We start from the raw sequence: 21,877 nt of genomic DNA, 5'->3' as shown, positions 1-21,877 counted from the left end.
GTGCTCCTCATCGGGACGGGCTGGTCGCGGCGGCGGGGGTGTGCTGCGCGACGAAGGTCGTCAGGAGTTCGTTGACCTCCTTCGCACTGGTCAGGCTCGGGAAGTGACCCGCGTCGGCGAGCTCGTGGTAGCGCGAGTCGGGGATCAGGCCGTGCAGCAGGTGCGCCGTCTTCAGCGGGATGACGGTGTCGTGACGGCCCTGGAGGATCTGCGTCGGCACCGCGAGGTCCCCGAGGCGGCCCAGCAGGTCGGGCTCGGCGGCGAACACGTCCAGGTACCGCAGCCCGGTGAGCGGATCCATGCTCTCGCAGCGCAGCAGCACCTCCTCGTGCCGGGCGCGCTCGGCCGCGAACCGGGCCGAGCCGCTGCGCCGCTCGACGTTGTCGAAGTCCTCCTGGACGACGACGGCGAGCCGGTTGACCTCCTCCGAGCGGTTGCCCAGCTTGTACGAACTGCCGATCAGCGTCAGCGAGGCGGTCGTGCCGGGGTGCCGCAGGGCGAAGGTCTGGGCGACCAGCCCGCCGAACGAGGCGCCGGCGATGTGGACCGGCTCCCGGACGCCCAGTTCGTCGAGCACCCTCCGGGCCAGGTCCGCGAGGCCCGCGTAGCTGAGGTCGTCCGCCAGCGTGGTGGCGCCGACCCCGGGGTGGTGCACGACGATCACCCGGTGACGGTCCGTCAGTTCGGCGAACTGCGGGCCGAACAGGCCCGCCCCGATGTTGAACGGCAGCATCATCAGCAGGACGGGGCCCGCGCCGGCGCTCCACACCTCGACCTCCCCGCCGGGCAGGCGCAGCAGGCTGTGCTCGATGTCCGGGGCGAATCCCCGCAGCACCGCCAGGGTCTCGTTGCGCGCCTCGTGGCCCTCGACCAGGGCCTCCCTGACGTCCCCGGGCACGTGCTCCGCGGGGTGGTAGTGGGCCAGCGCCGCATTGCCCGGGGCCTCGGCGTCCGGTGCCGCGAGCAGCAGGTCGCGGACGGCGCCCGGCCGGGCGAACAGCCCGGTCAGGCGGTCCGCGATGTCGTCGGCGGCCGCGTCGTCGAGACCGACCGGGACGGCGAGCCGGATCAGGCCCGCGTCCTGCGGGTCGGCGCTCAGGTGCGCGGCCGCCCGGATGCCGGTGTGCTGGTAGATCCAGGCCAGCGCGGCCGGGACGGGGTGCTCGACGCCCCGCAGCTGCGGCATCCGCGCCGTGTCGAGCAGGACGCAGTGGGTGGCGGCGCCCCGCACGACGGGCACGCCCGCGTCGGTGAGCCGCCGGTGCAGCGCGGCCACCCGGTGGACCCGCTCGCGCACGGACCGGACGGCCCACTCGCGGTCGCCCAGCGCCGCGGCGGCCAGCGCCCGGCCGGACCGGCCGACCCCCGGGCCGCGCAGGTTGACCCGCTCCCGCAGGTGGTGGGCGACCTCCGGGTCGTCGGTGGCGACGATCCCTCCGGTGTCGGTCCCGAAGTCCTTGCTCAGGCTCACGGTCGCGGCGTCGGCGAGCGCGAGGATCTCCTGCACCACGTCGAACGGGTCCCGGCCCAGGTGCTCCGGCTCGGCCTCGGCGATCACCACGGCGTTGTCCAGCGCACGGGTGGCGTCGAGGACCAGCCGTACGCCGTGACGGTCGGCCAGTTCCCGGACGGCGGTGAGGTTGGCGAGCGAGATCGCGGCCCCGCCCTGCGCGTTGGTGGAGACCTCGACGCAGCAGAACGCGATCCGGCCGGCGTGCTCGGCGAACCGGGCCGCCAGGTGCGCGAGGTCGAGGTCGCCCCGGAACGCCCCGCTCGGCGCGGTGCGCACCGCGACCGGCTCGAAGCCGTTGTCCAGCAGGCTGAAGTACCAGGTCGGGAAGACCGAGTTGTGCAGCACCACCGGCCCGCGGGTGGGCCACGACCGGCACAGGGCCGCCTCGGCGTCCCGCCCGGAGGGCGTCGGCAGCACACAGGAGAACGGCAGCAGGTCGATGCCCCCCAGGGTCTGACCGGGCGCCAGGAGGGCGGCGCGGGAGCGCAGTTGTCCGGTGCGTGCGGCGGTCAGCGCCGGGGACTGCTCGGCCCAGGAGTCGGTGATCAGGTCGTACTCCACCTCGTCCGCCGGGACGTGCAGCGGGTTCCAGCCGTGCGCGGCGAGCAACCGCTCGCGCCGCGCGGCGGCCTCGTCGGCGGGGGCCGGGCGCTCCGGGACGACCGGCGCGGGTGCGGCGACGACAGGGACGGGCACGGACGCCGCCGGCGTGGGCGCGGGCGGGACGGGGACCCCGTCCGGCCGGGGCGCGTCGACGGTCGGGTCCGCGATCATCAGGATCAGCCGGGAGACGTCGGTGCGGGCGGAGTCCGCCGGCTGGCACAGGTAGAGCGGGAGGTTGGTGGTGCGGAACTTGTTCTTGAAGCGGAAGTTGCCGTCGCCGGTGAAGATGCCCCGGGACCGCAGTTCCGCCAGGGCGGCCTCCACCTCGGGAGCGGCGTTCGGCGACTCGCAGATCTTGGCGCCGAAGCTGCCGCCGAAGCTGAAGACGGTGCTGCCCTCCGCCGCGGTCCGCTCGATGATCGCGACCACGGCGTAGTCCAGCCCGCCCAGCGGGGCGTCCTGCGGGTAGAACTCCAGGTCGAGCAGGTAGCCGGGCTCCGAGGGGATCTTCGTCACGATCACCGCGTTGACCATGCGGTCGTCGACGTAGGTGAGGAACATCCGGTGGCGCGGCTGCAGCAGGCCCCGCCCGATCTCGTCGCGGACCGTGAAGACGTAGGGGTTGACCATCTCCTTGCCCTGGCCCCACTGGTCGATCATCTCGGTGATCGCCCGGTCGGTGTCCGGGTCGGAACCCACCCGGTACTCCACCGTGCGGCAGGCCCCGGCCTTCTCGAACTTGCCGATGATGTAGCGCAGCCGCGCCATCCGGCCGCCGGTCAGCGAGAAGTCCGTGATGTCGTCGAGCCGTTGCAGCGCCCCGAACGGCGTCGCGGTGAACCGGACGCCGGCCTCCTCCTCCAGTCGGATCAGCGAGACGATGTTCGGGTCGATGCCGTGCGCGCGGCCGTACTCCACGTACTCCGCCGCCAGCGCGGGCATCTGCTCGGTCGGCCCGACGTAGCTCCAGGTCAGCATCGCGTCGCCGCGCCGGGAGAAGTTGAAGTACGCGGTGCGGGCGGCGCCGAGGAAGATCAGCGGGGCGATGTCCCGACCGGGCAGGCCGCCCTCGCGGCCGTACCGGTGCTCCAGGTCTGCGACGACCGCGGCGATCTCCGGCCGGTCGGCCAGCCCGGTCTTCTCGACCACCAGCGCACCGCCCCGGTACGCGCTCCGCGCCGCACCGTCCGCGGCCGCCGGCGACGGATCGGCCGTCCGGCCCGCACCGTCGCGCAGCAGCCGGGCCGCGTCCGAACCGTGCGAGCCGCCGAGCGCGACGGCCAGCTCGGCGACCGTCGGGTGGTCGAAGAGCAGCGTCTTGCGCAGCGCCCCGAACTGCTTCTCCAGCGCCGCCACGGACTTGAGCATGTCGAAGGACGTGAAGCCGTTGTCGGTGAAGGTGAGCTGCCGGTCCACCGGCCGGCCCAGCGCCTCGGCCAGCGCGCCGAGCAGCAGCTCCTCCAGGTCGCCCGCGGCCGGGGCCGCCGCCCCCGGGCTCACGGTCGGAACGGCGGGAGCGGCGGGCACGGCAGGAGCGACGGGCGCGACCGGAGCTGCGGCCACGGGCGGAGCTGCGGGCGCGACGGGCGCGACCGGAGCGACGGGCACGGTCGGGGTGGGGCCGCAGAGCGGGGCCACGAAGCCGGACAGCTTGGCGACCGTGTCGAAGTCGTACAGCTCCGCGGCCTTCAGGTCGAGCGAGTAGGTGGTGTTGAGCAGCCGCGCGAGGTCCATCCGGTAGATGGAGTCGAGCCCCAGCTCGGCGAACGGGACGTCGTCGCCGATGTCGGCGGCCGCGGTGCCGAGGATCGTCGCCAACTGGTCGCGCAGCAGCGTGGCGATGGCGTCGGCCCCCGGGGCGACGGCCGGGGCCGGCGACTCGGCGACGGCCACGGCAGCGACGGGGGCAGGCGCGGGCGGCCGGGGCGCGGACACCGTCGGGGCGCTCTGCGCGGTCCGCGCGGTCGGCAGGGTGAGTTTCACCTTCGGCCCCCGCCCGGCCGGCTCGGGGCCGGTCGGGCCGGTCGGGCGCTCGGCGGGGATCGACAGCACGGGGGTCTCCTTGTGGGTGTTCCGGGGCGGCTCTTCGCCGCGGGTCGCCCGGCCGGTGTCGCCGGGCCGGTGGTGCGCGGTCCGCCGCGGTTCGGCGGTGGCGCGGCCGAGGGAGTCGACCCAGTGCCGGGTGCGGGCGAACGGTGCGGACGGAAGGGACAGTCGGCCGGGGACGGGGCCGTCGGACGGCCACGACACGGCGGCGCCCTCGCACCACAGCTCCATGAGCCGGGTCGTCCCCTCGTCGCCCCGCGCCGCGGGGACGCCGCGCCGCGCGGTTCCGGCGACCACCCCGGCCGGCTGCCCGCCCGCGGCGAAGTCGGCCAGCACGCGGGCGAGTTCGTCCCGGTCGTGCACGGACACGGCGCACCGGTGCGGGCGTTCGGCGCGACCGGTCCGCAGGGTGTGGGCCACCCGCGCGAGGTCCGCCTCCGGGTGGGCCAGCAGGTGGCGGGAGAGCCGACCCGCGTAGTCGGCCAGGTCCTCCGGGCTGCCCGCGGACAGCGGTACGACCACCGCCCGTCGGTCGTCGGCCCGGCGGTCGTCGGCCGGGTGCCCGCCGGGTTCGTACGCCTCCAGCACGACATGGGCGTTGGAGCCGCCGAACCCGAACGAGCTGACGCCCGCGCGCCACACCGGCCGGCCGTCGGCGGTCCGGGCCGGCTCCCACGGCCGCAGCCGGTCGTTGATCCGGAACGGGGTGTCCGCCAGTCGCAGGTACGGGTTCGGCTCGCTGAAGTGCAGGTTCGCCGGGAGCATCCGGTGCCGCATGCACAGCAGGACCTTCAGCAGGCCGGCGACTCCGGCCGCGGTCTCCGTGTGGCCGATCGCGGACTTCACCGCGCCGAGCGCGATCCGCCCGTCGCCCGGCAGCAACTCGCCACGCTCCGCGTGGAGTTGGGTGAACGCCTTCTTCAGTCCCTCGATCTCGACCGGATCTCCGAGCCGGGTGCCGGTGCCGTGCGTCTCGATGTAGCCGATGGTGTCCGGCGCCACGCCGGCCGACCGGACGGCCTCCGCGACCACGCGGGCCTGCGCCTCGGGGTTGGGCGCCGTCAGCGAGGTGGAGCGCCCGCCGTGGTTCACCGCGCTCCCCCGGATCACCGCGTGGATCTGGTCCCCGTCGGCGAGGGCGCGGTCGAGGGGCTTGAGCACGACCGCGCCCACGCCCTCGCCCCGCACGTACCCGTCGGCCGCCGCGTCGAAGGTCTTGCACCGGCCGTCCTCGCTCAACATCCCCGACCCGGCGAACGACCGCAGCAGCCCCGGGGAGAGGATCGCGTTGACGCCGCCGGCGACGGCCAGTTCGCACTCGCCCTCGCGCAGGGACCGCACGGCCCGGTGCAGCGCCACCAGCGAGCTGGAGCAGGCCGTGTCGACGGCCTCGCTCGGCCCGTGCAGGTCCAGCAGGTGGGACACCCGGTTGGGCAGCACGGAGTGCGCGATCCCGGTGGCGGCGTGCGCCTCGGACGCCACGCCGCGCTCCTTGAGCAGGTCGTCGTAGTCGTGCGTGGCGACCCCCGCGAAGATGCCGGTCCGGGAGCCGGCCAGGCCGCTCGGCCGGTACCCGGCGTCCTCGATCGACCGCCAGACGGCCTGGAGGAACAGGCGTTGCTGCGGGTCCATCAGCGCCGCCTCGTTCGGCGAGATGCCGAACAGGCGCGCGTCGAACGCGCTCACCGCGTCCAGGAAGCCGCCGCGCATGCCCCGGGCCACCGGGTCGGCGAGCAGCGCCGCCCGGTCCTGGTCGTCCGGCACCGGCCGGACCAGGTCGTCACCGGCCACCAGGTGCGCCCAGAAGGCGTCCACGTCCGCCGACCCGGGGAACACCCCGGCCATGCCGATGACGGCGACGGGACGGTCGGCGGCCGCGGCCGTGGGCTCCGACTCCGACTCCGGCTCCGACTCCGGCTCGACCGCCGTTGCGGCCACCCGAACCACGACCGGCTCGGGCTCGGGCTGCGGCTGCGGAGCGGGCTCCGGGGACGCCTGCCCGGCCGACAGTTCGGCGCGGTGGTGCTCGACCAGGTAGTCGGTGAACGAGGCGATGTCCGGGCACTCGAACAGCACCGTGGGCAGCAGGTCGAGCCCGAACTGCTCGTTGACCTTGTTCACCAGCTCGGTGAGCGTGATCGAGTCGAAGCCCAGTTCCAGCAGCTCCGCACGGGGGTCCACGTCCGACTCGTCCACCAGCAGGAACTCGGCCGCCATCAGCCGCACCCGACGCTCGGTCGACTCCCGGACCTCCGGGTCGCCCGCGACCGGCTCCGGCGCCGCGGCGACGGCCACCGGGGCGGGCGCGGCGGTGGCGGCCTCGGGCTGTCCGGTCGACAGGCCCTCGACCACCGCGCAGCACGGCTCGCCGGCGGCGAGTGCGCAGACGAAGGCGGCGAGTGCGGCCTCCGTGCTCAGCGGCACCATGTCCCACTTGCGGGCGAACAGTTCGCGGGTGGCGTCGTCGACCGTCATCCCGCCGTCCTCCCAGAGCGGCCAGCAGACGGCCAGCGTGGTGCCGGACCGGTCCCCCGCCGTGACGAGGCGGGCCCGCCGGGCGGCGAAGGCGTCGAGGAAGGCGTTGGCGTAGGCGTAGTCGGCCTGTCCGGGGTTGCCCGCCTCGGCGGACATCGAGGAGAACAGCACGAAGAAGTCCAGCGGCTGACCGGCCGTCGCCCGGTCGAGGTGGACGGTGCCGGCGACCTTCGGCCCCAGCACGGCCGCCACCTCCTCCGGGGTCTTGCGCACCGCGCGGGCGTCGCGGCTGACGCCCGCGGAGTGGATGACGCCGTGCAGCGGGCCGAACTCGGCCGTGAGGCCGGCCACCAGCGCCGAGGTCTCCTCGGGGTCGCGCAGGTCGGCGCGCCGGTACACCACTCGGGTCCTGGTCCCGGACAGTTCCTCGACGATCCGGTCGTCGACGGCCGATCGGCCCGCGAGGACGACGGTGGCGGCCCGGTCGAGGCCGGCGAAGAAGCGCGCGAAGTGGAGGCCGATGGCTCCCGCCCCGCCGGTGATCAGGTAGGTGCCGCCGTCACGCAGGGCGAACCCGCCGGTCCCGGTGGCCTGCGGTTCGAACGGCCGCAGCTCCTTGACGCGCCGCACGCCGTCGCGGTGGTCGACGTCCTGGGCGCCCGCCCGGGCGTTCAGCAGTTCCTCGACGATCCGGTCGGCGTGCTCGGGGCCGGGCCGTCCGCCGGGCAGGGCGAGCCGCACCCCGCGGAACCGGCTGTGCTCCAGGGCGAGGGTGCGCAGCGTCCCGCCGACGGCGCAGTCGAGCGGGTCGACGTCCTCGGGCGTGCCGGTGTGGGCGTACAGCACTGTCAGGCGCGGCTGTTCGGGCCGCCGCAGCACCGCGACGCTCGACCAGAGCACCGCGGGCAGGGCGGTGTCGGCGGCGTCCGGGCCCGGCAGCGGGCGGGGGGCGGCCAGGTGCACGATCGCGTCGGGCACCGGGCCGCGCGCCGCGAGGTCCGCGACGAGCTGCTCGTACGAGCTCGGGTCGGCGGTGCGCAGCAGGTATCCGCCGTCCTCCGTACGGGCGAAGCCCTCGCCCTCGGCGACCGTCACGGCGGTGGCGCCCAGTGCGGCGAGTCGCTCGACGAGCGCCTGTCGGGCGGCGCCGTCCTCGGCGTGCACCAGCACGGTGCGCGGCACCGACGGGTCGACGGCGAGCGGGGCCGGCTCCCAGACCGGGCGCAGGTACCTGGTCCGGGTCGGGACGGGCGCGCGGACGGCGGGCGCCGCCGACCCGCCGGTCACGGGGGCGGCCGTCGGGGCCTCGTCGGCCGGCCGGTCCGCCGACCGGGGGGCGATCTCCAGGCCGTCGAGGGCCGCGAGGACCCGGCCGTCGCCGTCCGTCAGCCGGATGTCGAAGCGCCGGTGGCCGTTGCGGCGGCCCTCCGGCGTCACCTCGCGCACCCGGGCCCAGCAGTCCATGGGCAGGGCGCCGTGGGCGCGCAGCTCCGAAATGCCGACCGGCAGGTAGCCGGACTCCTCCTCGCAGAGCACCGAGACGACCTGCAGCGCGCCGTCGAGCAGCGTGGGCGGCAGCACGAACCGGAGCGTGCTCTGGCGGGTCTGCTGGGCACTCGCGAGCCGGGCCAGGGCCTCGCTGTCGCCGATCCACAGTTCGGCCACCACCCGCAGCGGGCGGCCGTAGCTCAGGCCGCCGCGGGAGAACGCCTCGTAGAAGTCCTTGGCGGACCGCCGCTCCCCGCACCGGCGGCGCACGGCCGCCAGGTCCAGGGCCGGGTCGGCCGTGGCCTGCGGGTCGTTCGCCAGCACGCCCCGGGCGGCCGTGCGGAAGCCGTCCGCCGCGGGCACGGAGAGCTGGAACGCGGTCGCCCCGGTCTCGTGCTGCGGGGTGAGCGCCACCCGGACCCGGTCCACGCCCGCGTCGAGATCGACCGGGGAGAGCCACCGGATTCCGGTCATCCGCAGCGGGAAGTCGTCCGCGCCGGGCATCGCCCCGCGCGCCACCTCCAGCAGGCCGACACCGGGGACGCAGCGGGCTCCGTCGATCCGGTGGTGCCGCGCGATGTCGATCGCCGGGTGGGTGACCGGCCGCTCGACCACGGTCGGCTGGTCACTGTCCACCGTTGCCTCCTGTCGTGGGTGCTCCGCCTGCTGGGTGTGCTCGGACCGCGGCGCGGGCCCGGTGGGTTCCACCTCGCCGCCGGGCCCGGTGGGTTCCACCTCGCCGCCGGGCCCGGTGGGTTCCACCTCGTCGACCGGCCCGGTGGGCCCGGACTCCGCCTGCGGTTCCGGTGGGCCCGCCGGCCGGGCCGCCCCGGTGATCCAGTGCCGCCGACGCTCGAACGGGTAGGTGGGGAACGCCGCCTTGCGCGCCCCGTCGGCGGCCCCGAACGCGTGCCAGTCGACGGGCACGCCGCGCACCCAGTCCCGCGCGGGGTCCTCCGAGGGGCCGTCGGACGTCGCGCCCTTGACCGCCGTCCCGCTGACGAACCCGCCGTCGGCGAGGTCGCCGGTCGCGAACCGCCGCAGCCCGGCGGCGATCGCGGCGTGGTCGGAGCCCGTGACGGCGAGCCGTTCGGGCAGCTCGCGGCGGCCCGTCCGGCTGGTCGAGGCCAGGTCGCGCAGCGGGGCGGCCAGGCCGGCCGGGCTCTCCAGGAAGTCCGCGACCTGCTCGGCGTGGGTGCGCAGCGCGTCCCGGCTCAGCGCCGACAGCAGGAACACCTGCTGCTCCGCCGCGACAGCCGCAGTCGCACCGTCGGCGCCGTCCGGGCCATCCGCGTCAAACGGGACGTACTCCTCCAGGATCATGTGGACGTTCGCTCCTCCTGCTCCGAACGAGCTGATTCCCGCGCGGAGCGGCCAGGTCCGCTCGCCCGTGCCGAGGTCGGCGACCGGCCGCTCCCAGGGCGTCGCGGTGCGCTGCGGCCGGAACGGCGAACCCTCGAAGCGGATCTTCGGGTTGACCGTGTCCAGATTGATCGTCGGCGCGAGGGTGCGGTGCTTGAACTGGAGCAGCACCTTGGCGAGTGCGGCGATGCCGGCCGCGCCCTCCAGGTGGCCGATGTTGGACTTGACCGATCCGACGGCGCAGAAGTCCGGGTCCGTCACGCCGAGCGAGCGGAACGCGCGGGTGAGGCCCGCCACCTCGATCGGGTCGCCCAGCGCCGTTCCCGTCCCGTGCGCCTCGACGTAGGACACCGTCCGCGGGTGGATACCGGACCGGCGCAGCGTCTCCTCGATGAGCTGCGCCTGGGCGTTGGGGTTGGGCACGGTGTAGCCGCTGACCTTGCCCCCGGCGTTGCTCAGGCTGCCCTTGACGACGGCCCAGATGGTGTCGCCGTCGGCCTCGGCCTGCTCGACCGGCTTCAGCAGCACCGCCCCGACGCCTTCGCCCGGCACGAAGCCGTCCGCGTCGGCGTCGAAGACCCGGCAGCCGTCGCCGGTCGCCAGCATGTTCCGGGCGGCGAGCGCGGCGAAGTGCGCGGGGTGGAGGATCAGGTTGACCCCGCCGGCGACCGCCTGCAGGCACTCGCCGCGGCGCAGGCTCTCGCACGCCAGGTGGACCGCGGTGAGCGCGGACGAGCAGGCGCTGTCCACCGCGAAGCTCGGCCCCTGGAGGTCGAAGGTGTACGACACCCGGTTGGCCATCGACCAGAACGCGGAGTGCCCGGTCGCGTAGCGGCCCTCCGGCCAGTCCGCGGCGGCGGCGAGGAGTCCGTACTCGCCGTACATCACGCCCGCGAAGACACCGGTGCTCGCCTGCCTGGTCCGCTCGCCGAGGTGGCCGGTGGTCTCCAGCAGCTCCCAGCAGGTCTCCAGGAACAGCCGCTCCTGGGGGTCGATGTCGTTGGCCTCCCGCGGCAGGATGCCGAAGAGCGGCGCGTCGAAGGCGTCGACGTCGTCGAGGAAGCCGCCCCAGCGGTTGTACGTCCGGTGCTTGACGCCCTTGCGCTCGTCGAAGTGGGGTCGCCAGTCCCAGCGCTTCTCCGGGATCTCGGTGATGCAGCTGCGGCCCTGCGAGAGGTTGGCCCAGAAGGTGTCCAGGTCGGGCGAGGCCGGGAACCGGCCGGCGACCCCGATGATCGCGATGTCGCCGGAGCGGGCCGGCGCGACCGGCATGGCGGGGGGCTCGACGGCGCCGGGTTCGGGGGCGACGGGTTCGGAGACCTGGATCGGCTCCGGCTCCAGCTCGGGCTCCGGCTCGGGCTCGGGCTCGTACGCAGGCTCCGGCTCCGGCTCGAACGCAGGCTCCGGCTCCGGGGCAGCTCCCATCGGGATGCGGTCGCCGTACTCCGCCAGGAGGTGCGCCGCGAGCTGGTCGATCGTCATGTGCTCGAACAGCAACGTCGCGGGCAGATCACCCAGATCCTGCTCGAACCGGTCGATGATGTTCAGACTCACCAACGAATCGACCCCGAAGTTCTCGAACGTCGCCGACGGCTCCAGACCCGCCACCGGCGTCTTCAACACCTCCGAGAACACCCCCGCCACATACCCCCGCACCGCCGCCGCCACGTCGCCCCCCGCAGCAGGAGCCGCCTCGGGCTTCGCGACCACGATCAGGGACTGGGCCGACTCGCCCGCCGCCGCTCCCGGGACGCCGTGCGTGCGCACCGCTGCGAGGTCCGCGGATTCGGCGGTCCGCGCCCACTGCTCCGGGCTCAGCAGCGGCGAGTGCGGCAGCCGGCGCTCGCCGTCCTCGTACATCCACCAGCCGGTGGTGAGGCCGAAGGTGAGGGTGAGGAAGTCGGAGAACCGGGTGATCTCGTTGACCAGGGCGATCCCGCCGGGACGCAGCAGCGTGCCGATGTTCGCCATCGTCCGCTCGATGTCGGGGGTGGCGTGCAGGACGTGCGTGCCGAACACGACGTCGAAGTCGGCGGCCTCGAAGCCCTGGGCGAGCGGGTCCTTGGAGATGTCCAGGGTCCGGAACGACATAAAGGGGTGTGCGCGCTCGAACTCCCGCTCGCCGTGCCGCAGGAACGCCGGGGAGATGTCCGTGTAGACGTAGTGGACGCCGTCGCCGCCGAGTTCGCCGCAGGCGGGGAGCACGGTCGCGGAACTCGATCCCGTGCCCGCGCCGATCTCCAGCACCCGTGCCGGGCGGCCGGTCCGTTCGTACGCCCGGCGGGCGGCGGCGACGACCTCCTCGGCCAGCGTCCGGTTGAAGTGGTCGGCGATGGGCTGGCCCTTGTAGATCGGCTCGACGAGCGCGACCGAGCCCTTCGGGAACAGCACGTCCATGGGGTTGCGCCGCCCCGCGAGGACCTCGGGGAGGGCCTCGCAGCAGCGCCCGACCAGGTGGACGTGCCCGGCCATCTCCGGGTGGCGCAGGGCCAGTTCGGCGCCCGCGCCGTCCGGGCCGGGTCGACCGGCCTCGGCCGTGAACTCGACGGCCGCGCCGTGCATCCGGACGGCGCCGTCGGCGCGGGCGATGTCGAGCACCGCGTCCAGCAGCCTCCGGTGCCGTTCCACCACGCCGATCCGCGCCGCGAGTTCGGCGACCGGTACCCGGGTGCCGGCGGCGGGTCGGCCCGCCATCCGGTGCAGCACGGTGCGCAGCAGGTCGCGGCTGTACGCCTCGACCTCGGCGAACGCCTCCCGCGCGCGGTTCAGGACGGCGGGCTCGGTGCCGGCCGGCCGGGCGGCCGGGGCCTCGACGGGCAGCGGCCGGACCGCGGGGGCCGCCGGGGCCGCGGCGCCGGCGGGCGCGAGCAGCCCGGTCAGCCGTTCGCCGTGCTCCGCCAGGAGGTGGGCGGCGAGCTGGTCGATCGTCATGTGCTCGAACAGCAACGTCGCGGGCAGATCGCCCAGATCCTGCTCGAACCGGTCGATGATGTTCAGACTCACCAACGAATCGACCCCGAAGTTCTCGAACGTCGCCGACGGCTCCAGACCCGCCACCGGCGTCTTCAACACCTCCGAGAAAACCCCCGCCACATACCCCCGCACCGCCGCCACCGCGACGCCCCCCGCAGCAGGAGCCGCCGACGGGGCCTCGGGCGCGGCGGGCTGCACGGCCTCGGTCCGGGTCCGGCTCGCGTCGCCGGTCACGTGGATGCCCATGGCGGGCAGTGCGGCGCGGTCGGCCTTCATCGCCAGGGTCTGCGGCAGCCGCGCGCCGATGACCCGGCGCAGCACCGCCATGCCTTCGGCGGGCTCGATCGAACCGATGCCCAGCTTCGCGAACGCTTCGCGCATCCGCTGGTTGGCGACGGCGCCGACGCTTCCCCAGAAGCCCCAGTTGACGACCGAGACGGGGTACGGGCGCTGCCGGTCCAGCCACTGGACGTAGGCGTCCTCGAAGGTGCTCGCGGCGGCGTAGTTGGCCTGCCCGCCCGCCTCGACGAAGGAGACGGCCGAGGAGAAGACCAGCATGAAGTCCAGCGGCCGGTCGCCGAGGACCCGGGCGAAGGCGGTGATCCCGGCGACCTTGGGGGCGAGGCCCGCGGTGAACGCGGCCTCGTCCATGTTGGCGATCGTGCGGTCCTGGAGGTCCAGGGCGGCGTGGATCGCGCCGTGGACGGCGCCGAACTCCGCCACGGCCCGGGCCGTGGCGCGCCGCAGGGCGGCCTCGTCGGCGACGTCCGCCTGCAGGTACAGGGCCCGGCCGCCGAGCGCGGCGATCTCCGCGGCCTTGGCCTCGTGGTCCGGCCCCTGCGGGCTGCGGCCGAGCCAGACCAGCCGGGCCTGCGCGATCCGGGCCAGCAGGCGGCTGAGCGCGAAGCCGATGCCGCCCGCGCCGCCCGCGATCACGTACACGCCCTGCTGCCGGAACGGCGCGGCGCCCTCGGGCGCGGGCAGTCGCACCGGGTCGAAGGTGCGTTCCAGCCGCCGGTCGCCGCGCAGCAGCACCAGCGGTTCCGTGCCGGGCTCCGCCGCGATCCGGTCGGCGGTCCGGGCCGGGTCGCGGTGGCCGGCGCCGACGTCGACGCAGGAGACCCGCCAGCGCGGGCACTCGGACGCGACCGCCCGGGCGATGCCGAGCAGTCCGGCGGCGTGCGGCACGATCGGGTCGTCCGCGTCGGCCGGGACGGCGCCCGCGGTGACGATCCGCAGTTCCAGCCGGTCCCGGGTGCGTCCGGCCGCGATGAGGCGCTTGACCAGCCGGAACAGGGCGAGCGTGGTGCCGTCCCGCTCGGGGTCGACGCCGGGCGTCCCGGTCCGGGCGACGAAGTGGATCGCGTCCAGCGGGGCGTCGAGCGGAGCGAGGTCGGCCTCGCCCGCGTCGGGGAGCGCCACGGTGACGGCGGCGCCGGTGCGGGCCGCGAGGGCCTCGGCGAGGTCCGCCGCGTCGGCGGTGTGCACCACGGCGACGCGCCGCCCCGGGGCCTCGACGGCGGCCCGGCCGGCCGGGGCCGCCTCGCGCCAGACCGGGCGGTACGTCATCTCGTCGGCCGGGTTGTTCCGGGCCCGCAGCGAGAGTCCTTCGTAGCGCACGCACACCCGCCCCGAGGCGTCGGCGAGCCGCACCCGGTAGCGCTGCCGGCCGGCCCGTTCGACGTGGGCCCAGACGGGCACGGCGCCGGGCGCCAGGACGGTGACGGTGTCGACGGCGAACGGCACGAGGATCGCGTCGTTGCCGGCCTCCAGCGCGGCGACCAGCTGCTGGGCGCCGTCGAGCAGGGACGGGTCGAGCAGGAAGCCGGGCCGGGCCGGGGCCCCGGTGAAGCGGCCCAGCGCCTCGTTCCCGTTGAAGGAGATCCTCGCCAGGACGCGGAAGGAGGCGCCGTACTCGATCCCGGCGGAGCGGAAGTCCTGGTAGAAGCGTTCGGCGGGCACCTCGCCCGGGCAGCGCCCGGCGATCGCGGCCAGGTCGAGGACCTCGTCCCGGTCGACCCCGGTCGGCCCGGACAGGCCGCCGCGGACGTACGGCTCCGGCGAGTCGCCGGCGCCGATCTGGAACCCGTGTCCGTCCTCGGTCGCGGTGATCCGCACCTTGAGGTCCGCGGCCGCCGCCGGGTCGACCAGCCGCAGCCAGCGCACACCGGTCAGTTCGAGCGGCCCCGACAGTCCGCAGGCCCGCGCCGACGCAGCCGCCAGGTCGAGGCTCGCGGCGCCGGGGAGGACCGGCCCGCCGCCCACCCGGTGGTGGTCCAGCAGCCAGTGGTCCGCCGGGACGCCGACCTCGAACAGCGCGCCCGCGCCGGTGCCGGGGCTGCCGACGGGCGCGCCGACGAACGGGTGCCGGTCGTCGGCCGGGGCCTGCGGCAGCTCGACCCAGTGCCGGTCGTCGGCGAACGGGTAGGCGGGCAGCGGCACCCGGCGGGCGCCGCTGCCTTCGAAGAGTCCGGACCAGTCGGGGTCCTGCCCGGAGACGTACGCCCGGGCCAGGCGTTCCAGCTCCGCCCGGCGCCCGGACCCGCCCGGGGCCTGCTCCGCACCGGCCGCGCCGCCCCGGAAGCAGCCGGCGGGCAGGCCGCCGCCCGCGGCCTCGGCCAGCCGCTGCCCCAGTTCGGCGAGGTCGTCGGCGACGAAGGCGATCCGGACCGGCCAGTGGCTGCGGCCGACGGCGAGGGTGAACGCGACGTCCCGCAGCGACAGGTCGCCGGTGAGCGCCGCGGACAGCCGGGCCAGGGCCCGGCCCAGCGCCGCCTCGTCGCGGGCCGACACCACGACCAGGTGGTCGCCGTCCGGCTGCTGCGGCGGCGCCGGAAGGCGGGGCGCCTCGGCGATCACCGCGTGCGCGTTGGTGCCGCTGAAGCCGAAGCTGCTGACGGTCGCCATCCGCACGCCCTGCGCGCCCGGCTGCCAGGGCCGACGCTCGGGCACCACGAAGAACGGGCTGCTCTCCAGCCCCGTCTTGGGGTTGGGGGCGTCGAAGGCCGGCGCGGGCGGGAGCTCGCCGTGGCGCAGCGCGAGCAGGACCTTGAGCAGCCCGGCGACCCCCGCGGCCATGGTGGTGTGCCCGATGTTGGCCTTGACCGTGCCGAGGGCGCAGTAGCCGACCCGGTCGGTGGTGCGCCGGAAGACCTCGGTCAGCGCCTTGACCTCGATGGGGTCGCCGAGCGGGGTGCCGGTGCCGTGGGCCTCGACGTAGCCGATGTCCTCGGCGGTCACTCCGGCGCGTTCGTGCACCTCGGCGATCAGCGCGGCCTGCGACCGGGCGCTGGGCGCGGTGATGCCGTTGGTCCGGCCGTCGCCGTTGATGCCGGTCGCCCGGATGACGCCGTGGATGTGGTCGCCGTCGGCGATCGCCCGGTCGAGGCGCTTGAGGACGACGCAGCCGACGCCCTCGCCCAGCACCGTTCCGTCGGCCGCCGCGTCGAAGGGCAGGCACTGCCCGAGCGGCGAGAGCATGCCGACCTTGCTGGCGCGGATGTGCAGTTGCGGGGTCACCATCAGGGCCACGCCGCCGGCCACCGCCATCGAGCACTCGCCGCGCCGGATGCTCTCGGCGGCGAGGTGGACGGCCACCAGCGAGGAGGAGCAGGCGGTGTCGACGGCCATGGTGGGCCCGACGAGGTTCAGCAGGTAGCCGATCCGCGCGGGCATGATCGAGCTGGTCGTCCCGAGGAACGCGTGTCCGCTGTCCGCCTGCCCGGCCTCGGCGAGCAGCAGGCTGTAGTCGCCGGGCGCACAGCCGACGAACACGCCGCAGCGGGTGCGTTCCGCGGAGTGGACGGCGTGGCCGGCGTCGTCCAGCGCCGCCCAGGCCTGCTGGAGGAACAGCCGCTGCTGCGGGTCCATCACCTCGGCCTCGAGCGGCGAGATGTTGAACAGCGCGGCGTCGAAGCGGTCGACGTCGGGCAGCATCGCCGCGGCCTTGGTGTAGGTCCGGCCGGGAACCCGCCGGTCGGGGTCGTAGACCGGGTCGACGGCCCACCGCCCGCGCGGGACTTCGGCGAAGCTGTGGCGGCCGGCCACGATGTTCGCCCAGAACTCGTCGAGGTTCTCGGCGCCGGGGAAGCGGCCCGACATGCCGATGACGGCGATGTCGTCGCGCGACGGCGCCGGCGCCGGTTCCTCGGCGGGGGCGGGCGCCGGAGCGGTCCGGTCCGCGGTGAGGAGGTGCTCGGCCAGGCGCGGCACCGTCGGGTGGTCGAAGAGCGCGACCGGGTCGATGCTCAGCCCGAAGCGTTCGCCCAGCCGCTGGGTCATCCGGACCGCGCCGACCGACTCCAGGCCCATCTCGTGGAAGCTCTGCCGGGCGTCGATCTCGTGGCGCTCCAGGTACAGCTCGGCGCAGAGGGCGTCCTCGACGGCCCGCACCACCTCGTCGCGGTCGAGTCCGGGGAGCGGAGCCGGCCGCGGCTCGACGACGGGCCCGGCGGCAGGCCGGACTACGGGCGCGGCGGCGGGCTCGACGACGGGCGCGGCGGCGGGCGCGGCGTCCGCCGGGCGGGCGGGCGCCGGAGCGGCCGGCCGCTGCTGTTCCTGCTGCCACTCGCCCAGCCAGTACCGCTGCTCGTTGAACGGCTGCACGGGCAGCGGGACCCGCCGGGGCCGGCGGACCGCCGCGGTGTCGTGGCAGGCCTCCCACGGCAGGTCGGCGCCGGCGGCCCAGTTCCGGGCCACCTCGTGCAGGTCGCCCGCGCGGTGGAGCTCGACCAGCCGGTCCGGCGCGGGGGCCGGGTGGTCGGTGCGCCGTTCCCCGTCGCCGGTGAAGCGGTTCCGGCCGGTGCCGTGGCCGTCGAGGTGGTCGGTCAGCTCGCGCCGCAGCCCGTCCAGGCCGGTGGCCACGACGGCGAGCCGCACCGGCAGCGCCACCCGGCCGGTCTGGAGGGTGAAGGCGACGTCCGCGGCCGGGGGCAGTCCCCGCGTGCCGCCGGCACGCGGGGCGAGGTTCGCGGCGATGTCGACGATCGTGGCGTCGCCCGTGAAGGGGGTGGCCGCGGCGGGCAGCCGGTCCCCGAGGCTCCGGGTCAGCCCGGCCAGGCCGACGCGGTCCACGCCGAGGTCGACCAGGGTCTCCCGCGGGTCGATCGCGCTGTCCGGGACGCCGAGGATCCGGGCCACCTCGGCGGTGACCAGGGCGGTCGCCCCGCTGTCGGCGCCGCTGTCCGGCGCGCCCTCAAGGTGGCTCAGGTGCCGGCGCAGGGTGGCCCGCAGGGTCTCCTCGTCCCGCGCGGAGAACACGAAGACCTGCGGCTGCTCGCCGTCCGGCCCGGGGGCGTCGGCGGGCGGTGCGCTCTCCAGCAGCAGGTGGGCGTTGGCGCCGCCCGCGCCGAAGGCGGAGACGCCGGCCCGCAGCACGTCGCAGCCCGGGGCGGGCGTCCACGGCTCGGCCGTCCGCTGGACGTGGAACGGGGTGTCGGAGAAGTCGATGTGCGGGTTGAGCCGCTCGGCGTGGAGCGAGGGCGCCAGCCGGCGGTGCTTCATCTGCAGCAGCACCTTGGTGACGGCGGCGATGCCGGCGGCGCTCTCCAGGTGGCCGATGGCGGACTTCACCGAGCCGACCGCGCAACTGCCGGGGGCGAGCCCGGCGTCGGCGAAGGCGCTGCGCAGCCCCTCGATCTCGATCGGGTCGCCCAGGCTGGTGCCGGTGCCGTGCGCCTCGATGCAGCCGATGGTCGCCGGGTCGAGGCCCGAGCCGTCGACGGCGTCCCGGATCAGCGCGGCCTGCGCGGCGGGGCTGGGGACGGTGAAGCCGCTGGTGCGGCCGGAGTGGTTGAGCGAGGACCCGCGGATGACGGCGTACACGAAGTCGCCGTCGGCGAGGGCCCGGGACAGCGGCTTGAGGACCACGGCGCCGACGCCCTCGCCGGGCACGTATCCGGTGCCGTCCGCGCCGAAGCTGCGGCAGCGGCCGTCCTCGGAGAGGAACCGGCCCTCGGCGAGCTGGAGGTACTTCTGCGGATGCACGGCGACGTTGACGCCGCCCGCCACGGCGGCGGCGCACTCGCCGCGGCGCAGGCTCTCGACGGCCAGGTGGATCGCCGTCAGCGAGGAGGAGCAGGCCGTGTCGACGGCCATGCTCGGGCCCTTGAAGTCGAGGCAGTACGAGACCCGGTTGGCCACCGAGCAGTGCAGCGCGGTCGGGTTCACGCCGCTGCGCGGGTCGGTGAGCAGCTGGTAGTGGCTCCACATGACGCCGGCGAAGACGCCGACCCGGCCGCCGGCCAGCGTGTCCGGCCGGTAGCCGGCGTCCTCGACGGCCCGCCAACCGGTGGTGAGGAACAGCCGCTCCTGGGGGTCCATCCGCTCGGCCTCCCGGCGGGAGATCCCGAAGAAGGCCGCGTCGAAGCGGTCGACGCCGTCCAGGAAGCCGCCCCAGCGGCTGTAGGTGCGGCCCGCCGCACCCTTCTCCTCGGCGAAGAACGCCTCGTGGTCCCAGCGGTCGGCGGGTACCTCGGTGACGCAGTCGCGGCCCTCGGCGAGGTTGCGCCAGAACGCGTCGAGGTCCTCGGCGCCGGGGTAGCGCCCGGCCACGCCGATGATCGCCACGGGTTCGTCGGCGGGCTGCGGCCGGCCGGCCTCGCGGGTCGGTGCGGACGCGGGGGCCGGCGCGGACGCGGGGGTCGGCGCCCGGAACAGTGCGGCGACCCGGCCGGGTTCGCCGTACGGCAGCACCAGCCTGGCGTCCCCGCCGGCGAGCGCGCCCAGCAGGGCGTCCAGGCCGAGTTCGGTGGGGAGCGGGTGGAGGCCGGTGTCGGCGGCGGCGCGGCGCAGCGCGTCGTCCGCGACCTGCATCCCGCCGTCGGCCCAGTACGGCCAGCCCAGTGCGACGGTGACGCCCGGGCGGTCGCGGCGCGCGGAGCGCCGTTCGGCGAAGTGCTCCAGGTGGGCGTTGGCGTAGGCGTAGTCGCTCTGCCCGGGGTTGGGCAGGGTCGCCGACACCGAGGAGAACAGGGCGAAGAAGTCCAGTTCGTCCTGTGCGGTGGCGGCGTCGAGGTTGCGCGTTCCGCGGATCTTCGCGGCGAGCACCTCGGCGACGTCCGCCTCGTCCTTGCGGAAGAACATGCCGTCCCGGACGGTGCCGGCGCAGTGGAACACCCCGTCGATCCGGCCGAACCGGGCCCGGGCGGCGGCGGTCACCGCGGCGGCGTCGGCCGGGCGGGCGATGTCGCCGGGCAGGTACTCGACCTCGGCGCCCAGGGCGCGCCAGTCGCGGATCCGTTCGGCGAGGGCGGCGCTCGGCGCGCTGCGGCCGGTGAGCACCAGGCGCGCGCGGAGGTCCCGGGCCAGGCGGTCGGCGAGCAGGACGCCGAGGCCGCCGGCCCCGCCGGTGATCAGGTAGACGCCGCGCTCGCGCAGCGGGGCGGGCGCCGGGCCGGCGGCGGGCAGCAGGCGCTGCTCGTGGCGGACGGCCTCCCGGACGGCCCCTCGGTGGCGGACCTCGGACTCGTCGGAGCGCGTCAAAGCCTCGGCCAGCACGATCTCCGCGAGCCGGTCCGCGCCGAGGTGGCGGTCGTACCCCACGGCCCGGCAGCGCAGCGCGGCCGCCTCGGCGGTGACGGTCCGGGCGAAGGCCGCGATCGCGGCCTCCTCCGGGCGGGCCGCCCCGTCCGGGGCGGCCTCGTGCAGGAGGAGCAGGGCGACGGGTTCGGTGGGGCGGGTGCCGATGACGGCGGTGGCCAGCGCCGAGCATTCGCGGTGGGCGGTCGGAACGGCGTCCCGGTCGTCGTCGGCGGCCGGCCCGGCGAACCGGACGTATCCGGCCGGCGCTTCACCGGTGGCCGTCAACTCGGCGCACAGCAGGTCGAGTTGGCCCCGGTCGGCCGGGTCGAGGCGGTAGTGCCCGGCGGACACCCGGGCGAAGCGGTCGGAGCGCTCGACGCGCACCGTGCGGCGGCCGCCGGCGAGCCGTCCGACCTCGGCGGCGAGCGCGGCGTCCGCGCCGATCAGCACCAGGGCGCCCCGGCCGCCGTCCGCGGCCGCGGCGGGCGCGGCGGACCAAACGGGGCGGTAGCAGTGCAGCGCGGGGGCCTCGGCCGGAAGGGTCTGCTGCGCCGGCCCGGCGGCGGCCGGGGTCGGGCGGTCGGCCGGGGGGTGGCGCCGGTCCAGGTGCGCGGCGAGGGAGTCGATGTCGGAGAACTCGAAGAGCAGCGTCGGGTAGAGCGGCGATCCGACCAGGTCCTCCAGCTCCCGGCTCATCTCCAGCATGTGCCCGGAGTCCAGGCCCAGGTCGTAGAACCCGGACCCGGTGGCGACGTCCTCGGGCCGCCGGCCGAGCCGGGCCGCGACCATGGCGCGCAGGTGGTCGGCGGTGGCCCGGCCGTCCGTCGGCTCCTCGGCGGCGGCCGGCGCCGGAGCAGCGGCTTCGGGCTCGGCGGTGCCGGCCGTGCCGACGGTGTCGGCCAGCAGTCGGCCGATCAGTTCGGGGTGCCGGATGCGCTTGCAGGTGAGCTTGGTGAACTCGGCCAGCAGCCGGCCGTCGGCGTCGCGGATCGTGTAGCTGTTGTGCATCACGTCGCCGCTGGCCGCCAGGGTCTCCGGCTGCGGGACGTGGGCGTGGACGGCGCCGCGGATCGGCCGCGGGGCGCGGAAGCGCTCGATGAAGACCGGGATGAACGGGTCGTCGTCGCCGATCGGGACCTGGGTGAAGGCGGCGATGGTCGAGCAGTCCATCTTCGCGGGGTGCAGCAGGAAGGCCTCGTCCAGCGCGGCGGACTCCGCGTCCAGGGCCAGCTCGGCGAGGAGTTCCCCGGCGCCGTGGTGGAGCTGCCCGAAGCAGCGCATGGCGTCCCCGTGGACGATCCGCTCGGCGCGGGCCCGGGCGTACATGTCGTCCATGTCGGTGGTCCGGGCGGCGGAGCGCCGCAGCGCGTCGAGGTCGACGGCGGGCGGCTCGGGCACGTCCCGGAACGCCAGTTCGGCCTCGAAGTTGCGCCGGTACGGGGAGATCGGTTCGCCGTCCCGCCGCCACCGGCTCTCGGCGGTGACCAGGCGCAGGCCGTCGGCCGGCGGCGAGACCACCACCCGGATCTCGCGGTCGTGGCCCTCGGTGGTGGCGACGGCCTCGTGGAAGAGCACGTTGCGCAGTTCGGCGCGCGCGACGTCGAATCCCTGGGACTGCAGGATGCGCAGCACGATGTCGAGGAAGGTGACCCCGGGCATCACGGACACGCCGTGCACCCGGTGGTTCTGCATGACGAAGTCGGAGTGCTGGAGGACGAGGCGACACTCCACCTCGGGGTCCTGGCCGGGCGTGGGGCTCAACGCTGCTTTCCTTCCAGGGAGTTCGCCGGTGCGAACGAGCGGTCGGCGGACGCCGGACGGGCGAAGTCGACCGCCAGCAGGGACGTGGTGAGGGAGGGCCGCGGCGCGGGCGCCCCGGCGGACGCGGCGGGTTCC

2 protein-coding genes (1 of these 2 cut by a window edge) are annotated in these 21,877 nt (G+C 75.6%); both read right to left on the bottom strand.

Going from position 1 to position 21,877, the window contains the following annotated elements; genetic code table 11:
* Positions 1-7: 7 nt before the first annotated feature.
* Positions 8-21,742: an SDR family NAD(P)-dependent oxidoreductase gene (locus tag CG736_RS38600; RefSeq protein WP_198520502.1), complete on the bottom strand. Its 21,735-nt coding sequence runs from the start codon at positions 21,740-21,742 to the stop codon at positions 8-10.
* On the bottom strand, positions 21,739-21,877 hold the end of the coding sequence (locus tag CG736_RS14400) for a non-ribosomal peptide synthetase (protein WP_198520501.1). The gene runs 13,469 nt beyond the window's last position; the window shows 139 of its 13,608 coding nt (coding positions 13,470-13,608); its start codon lies beyond the right edge, outside the window; it ends in the stop codon at positions 21,739-21,741. Before CG736_RS14400 ends, CG736_RS38600 begins: the two co-directional genes overlap by 4 nt.

Source organism: Kitasatospora sp. CB02891, assembly GCF_002803145.1.
GTDB classification, from domain to species: Bacteria; Actinomycetota; Actinomycetes; order Streptomycetales; family Streptomycetaceae; genus Kitasatospora; species Kitasatospora griseola.
Note: the sequence above shows the minus strand (reverse complement) of the source record. Positions and strands in the feature narration are given on the sequence as shown.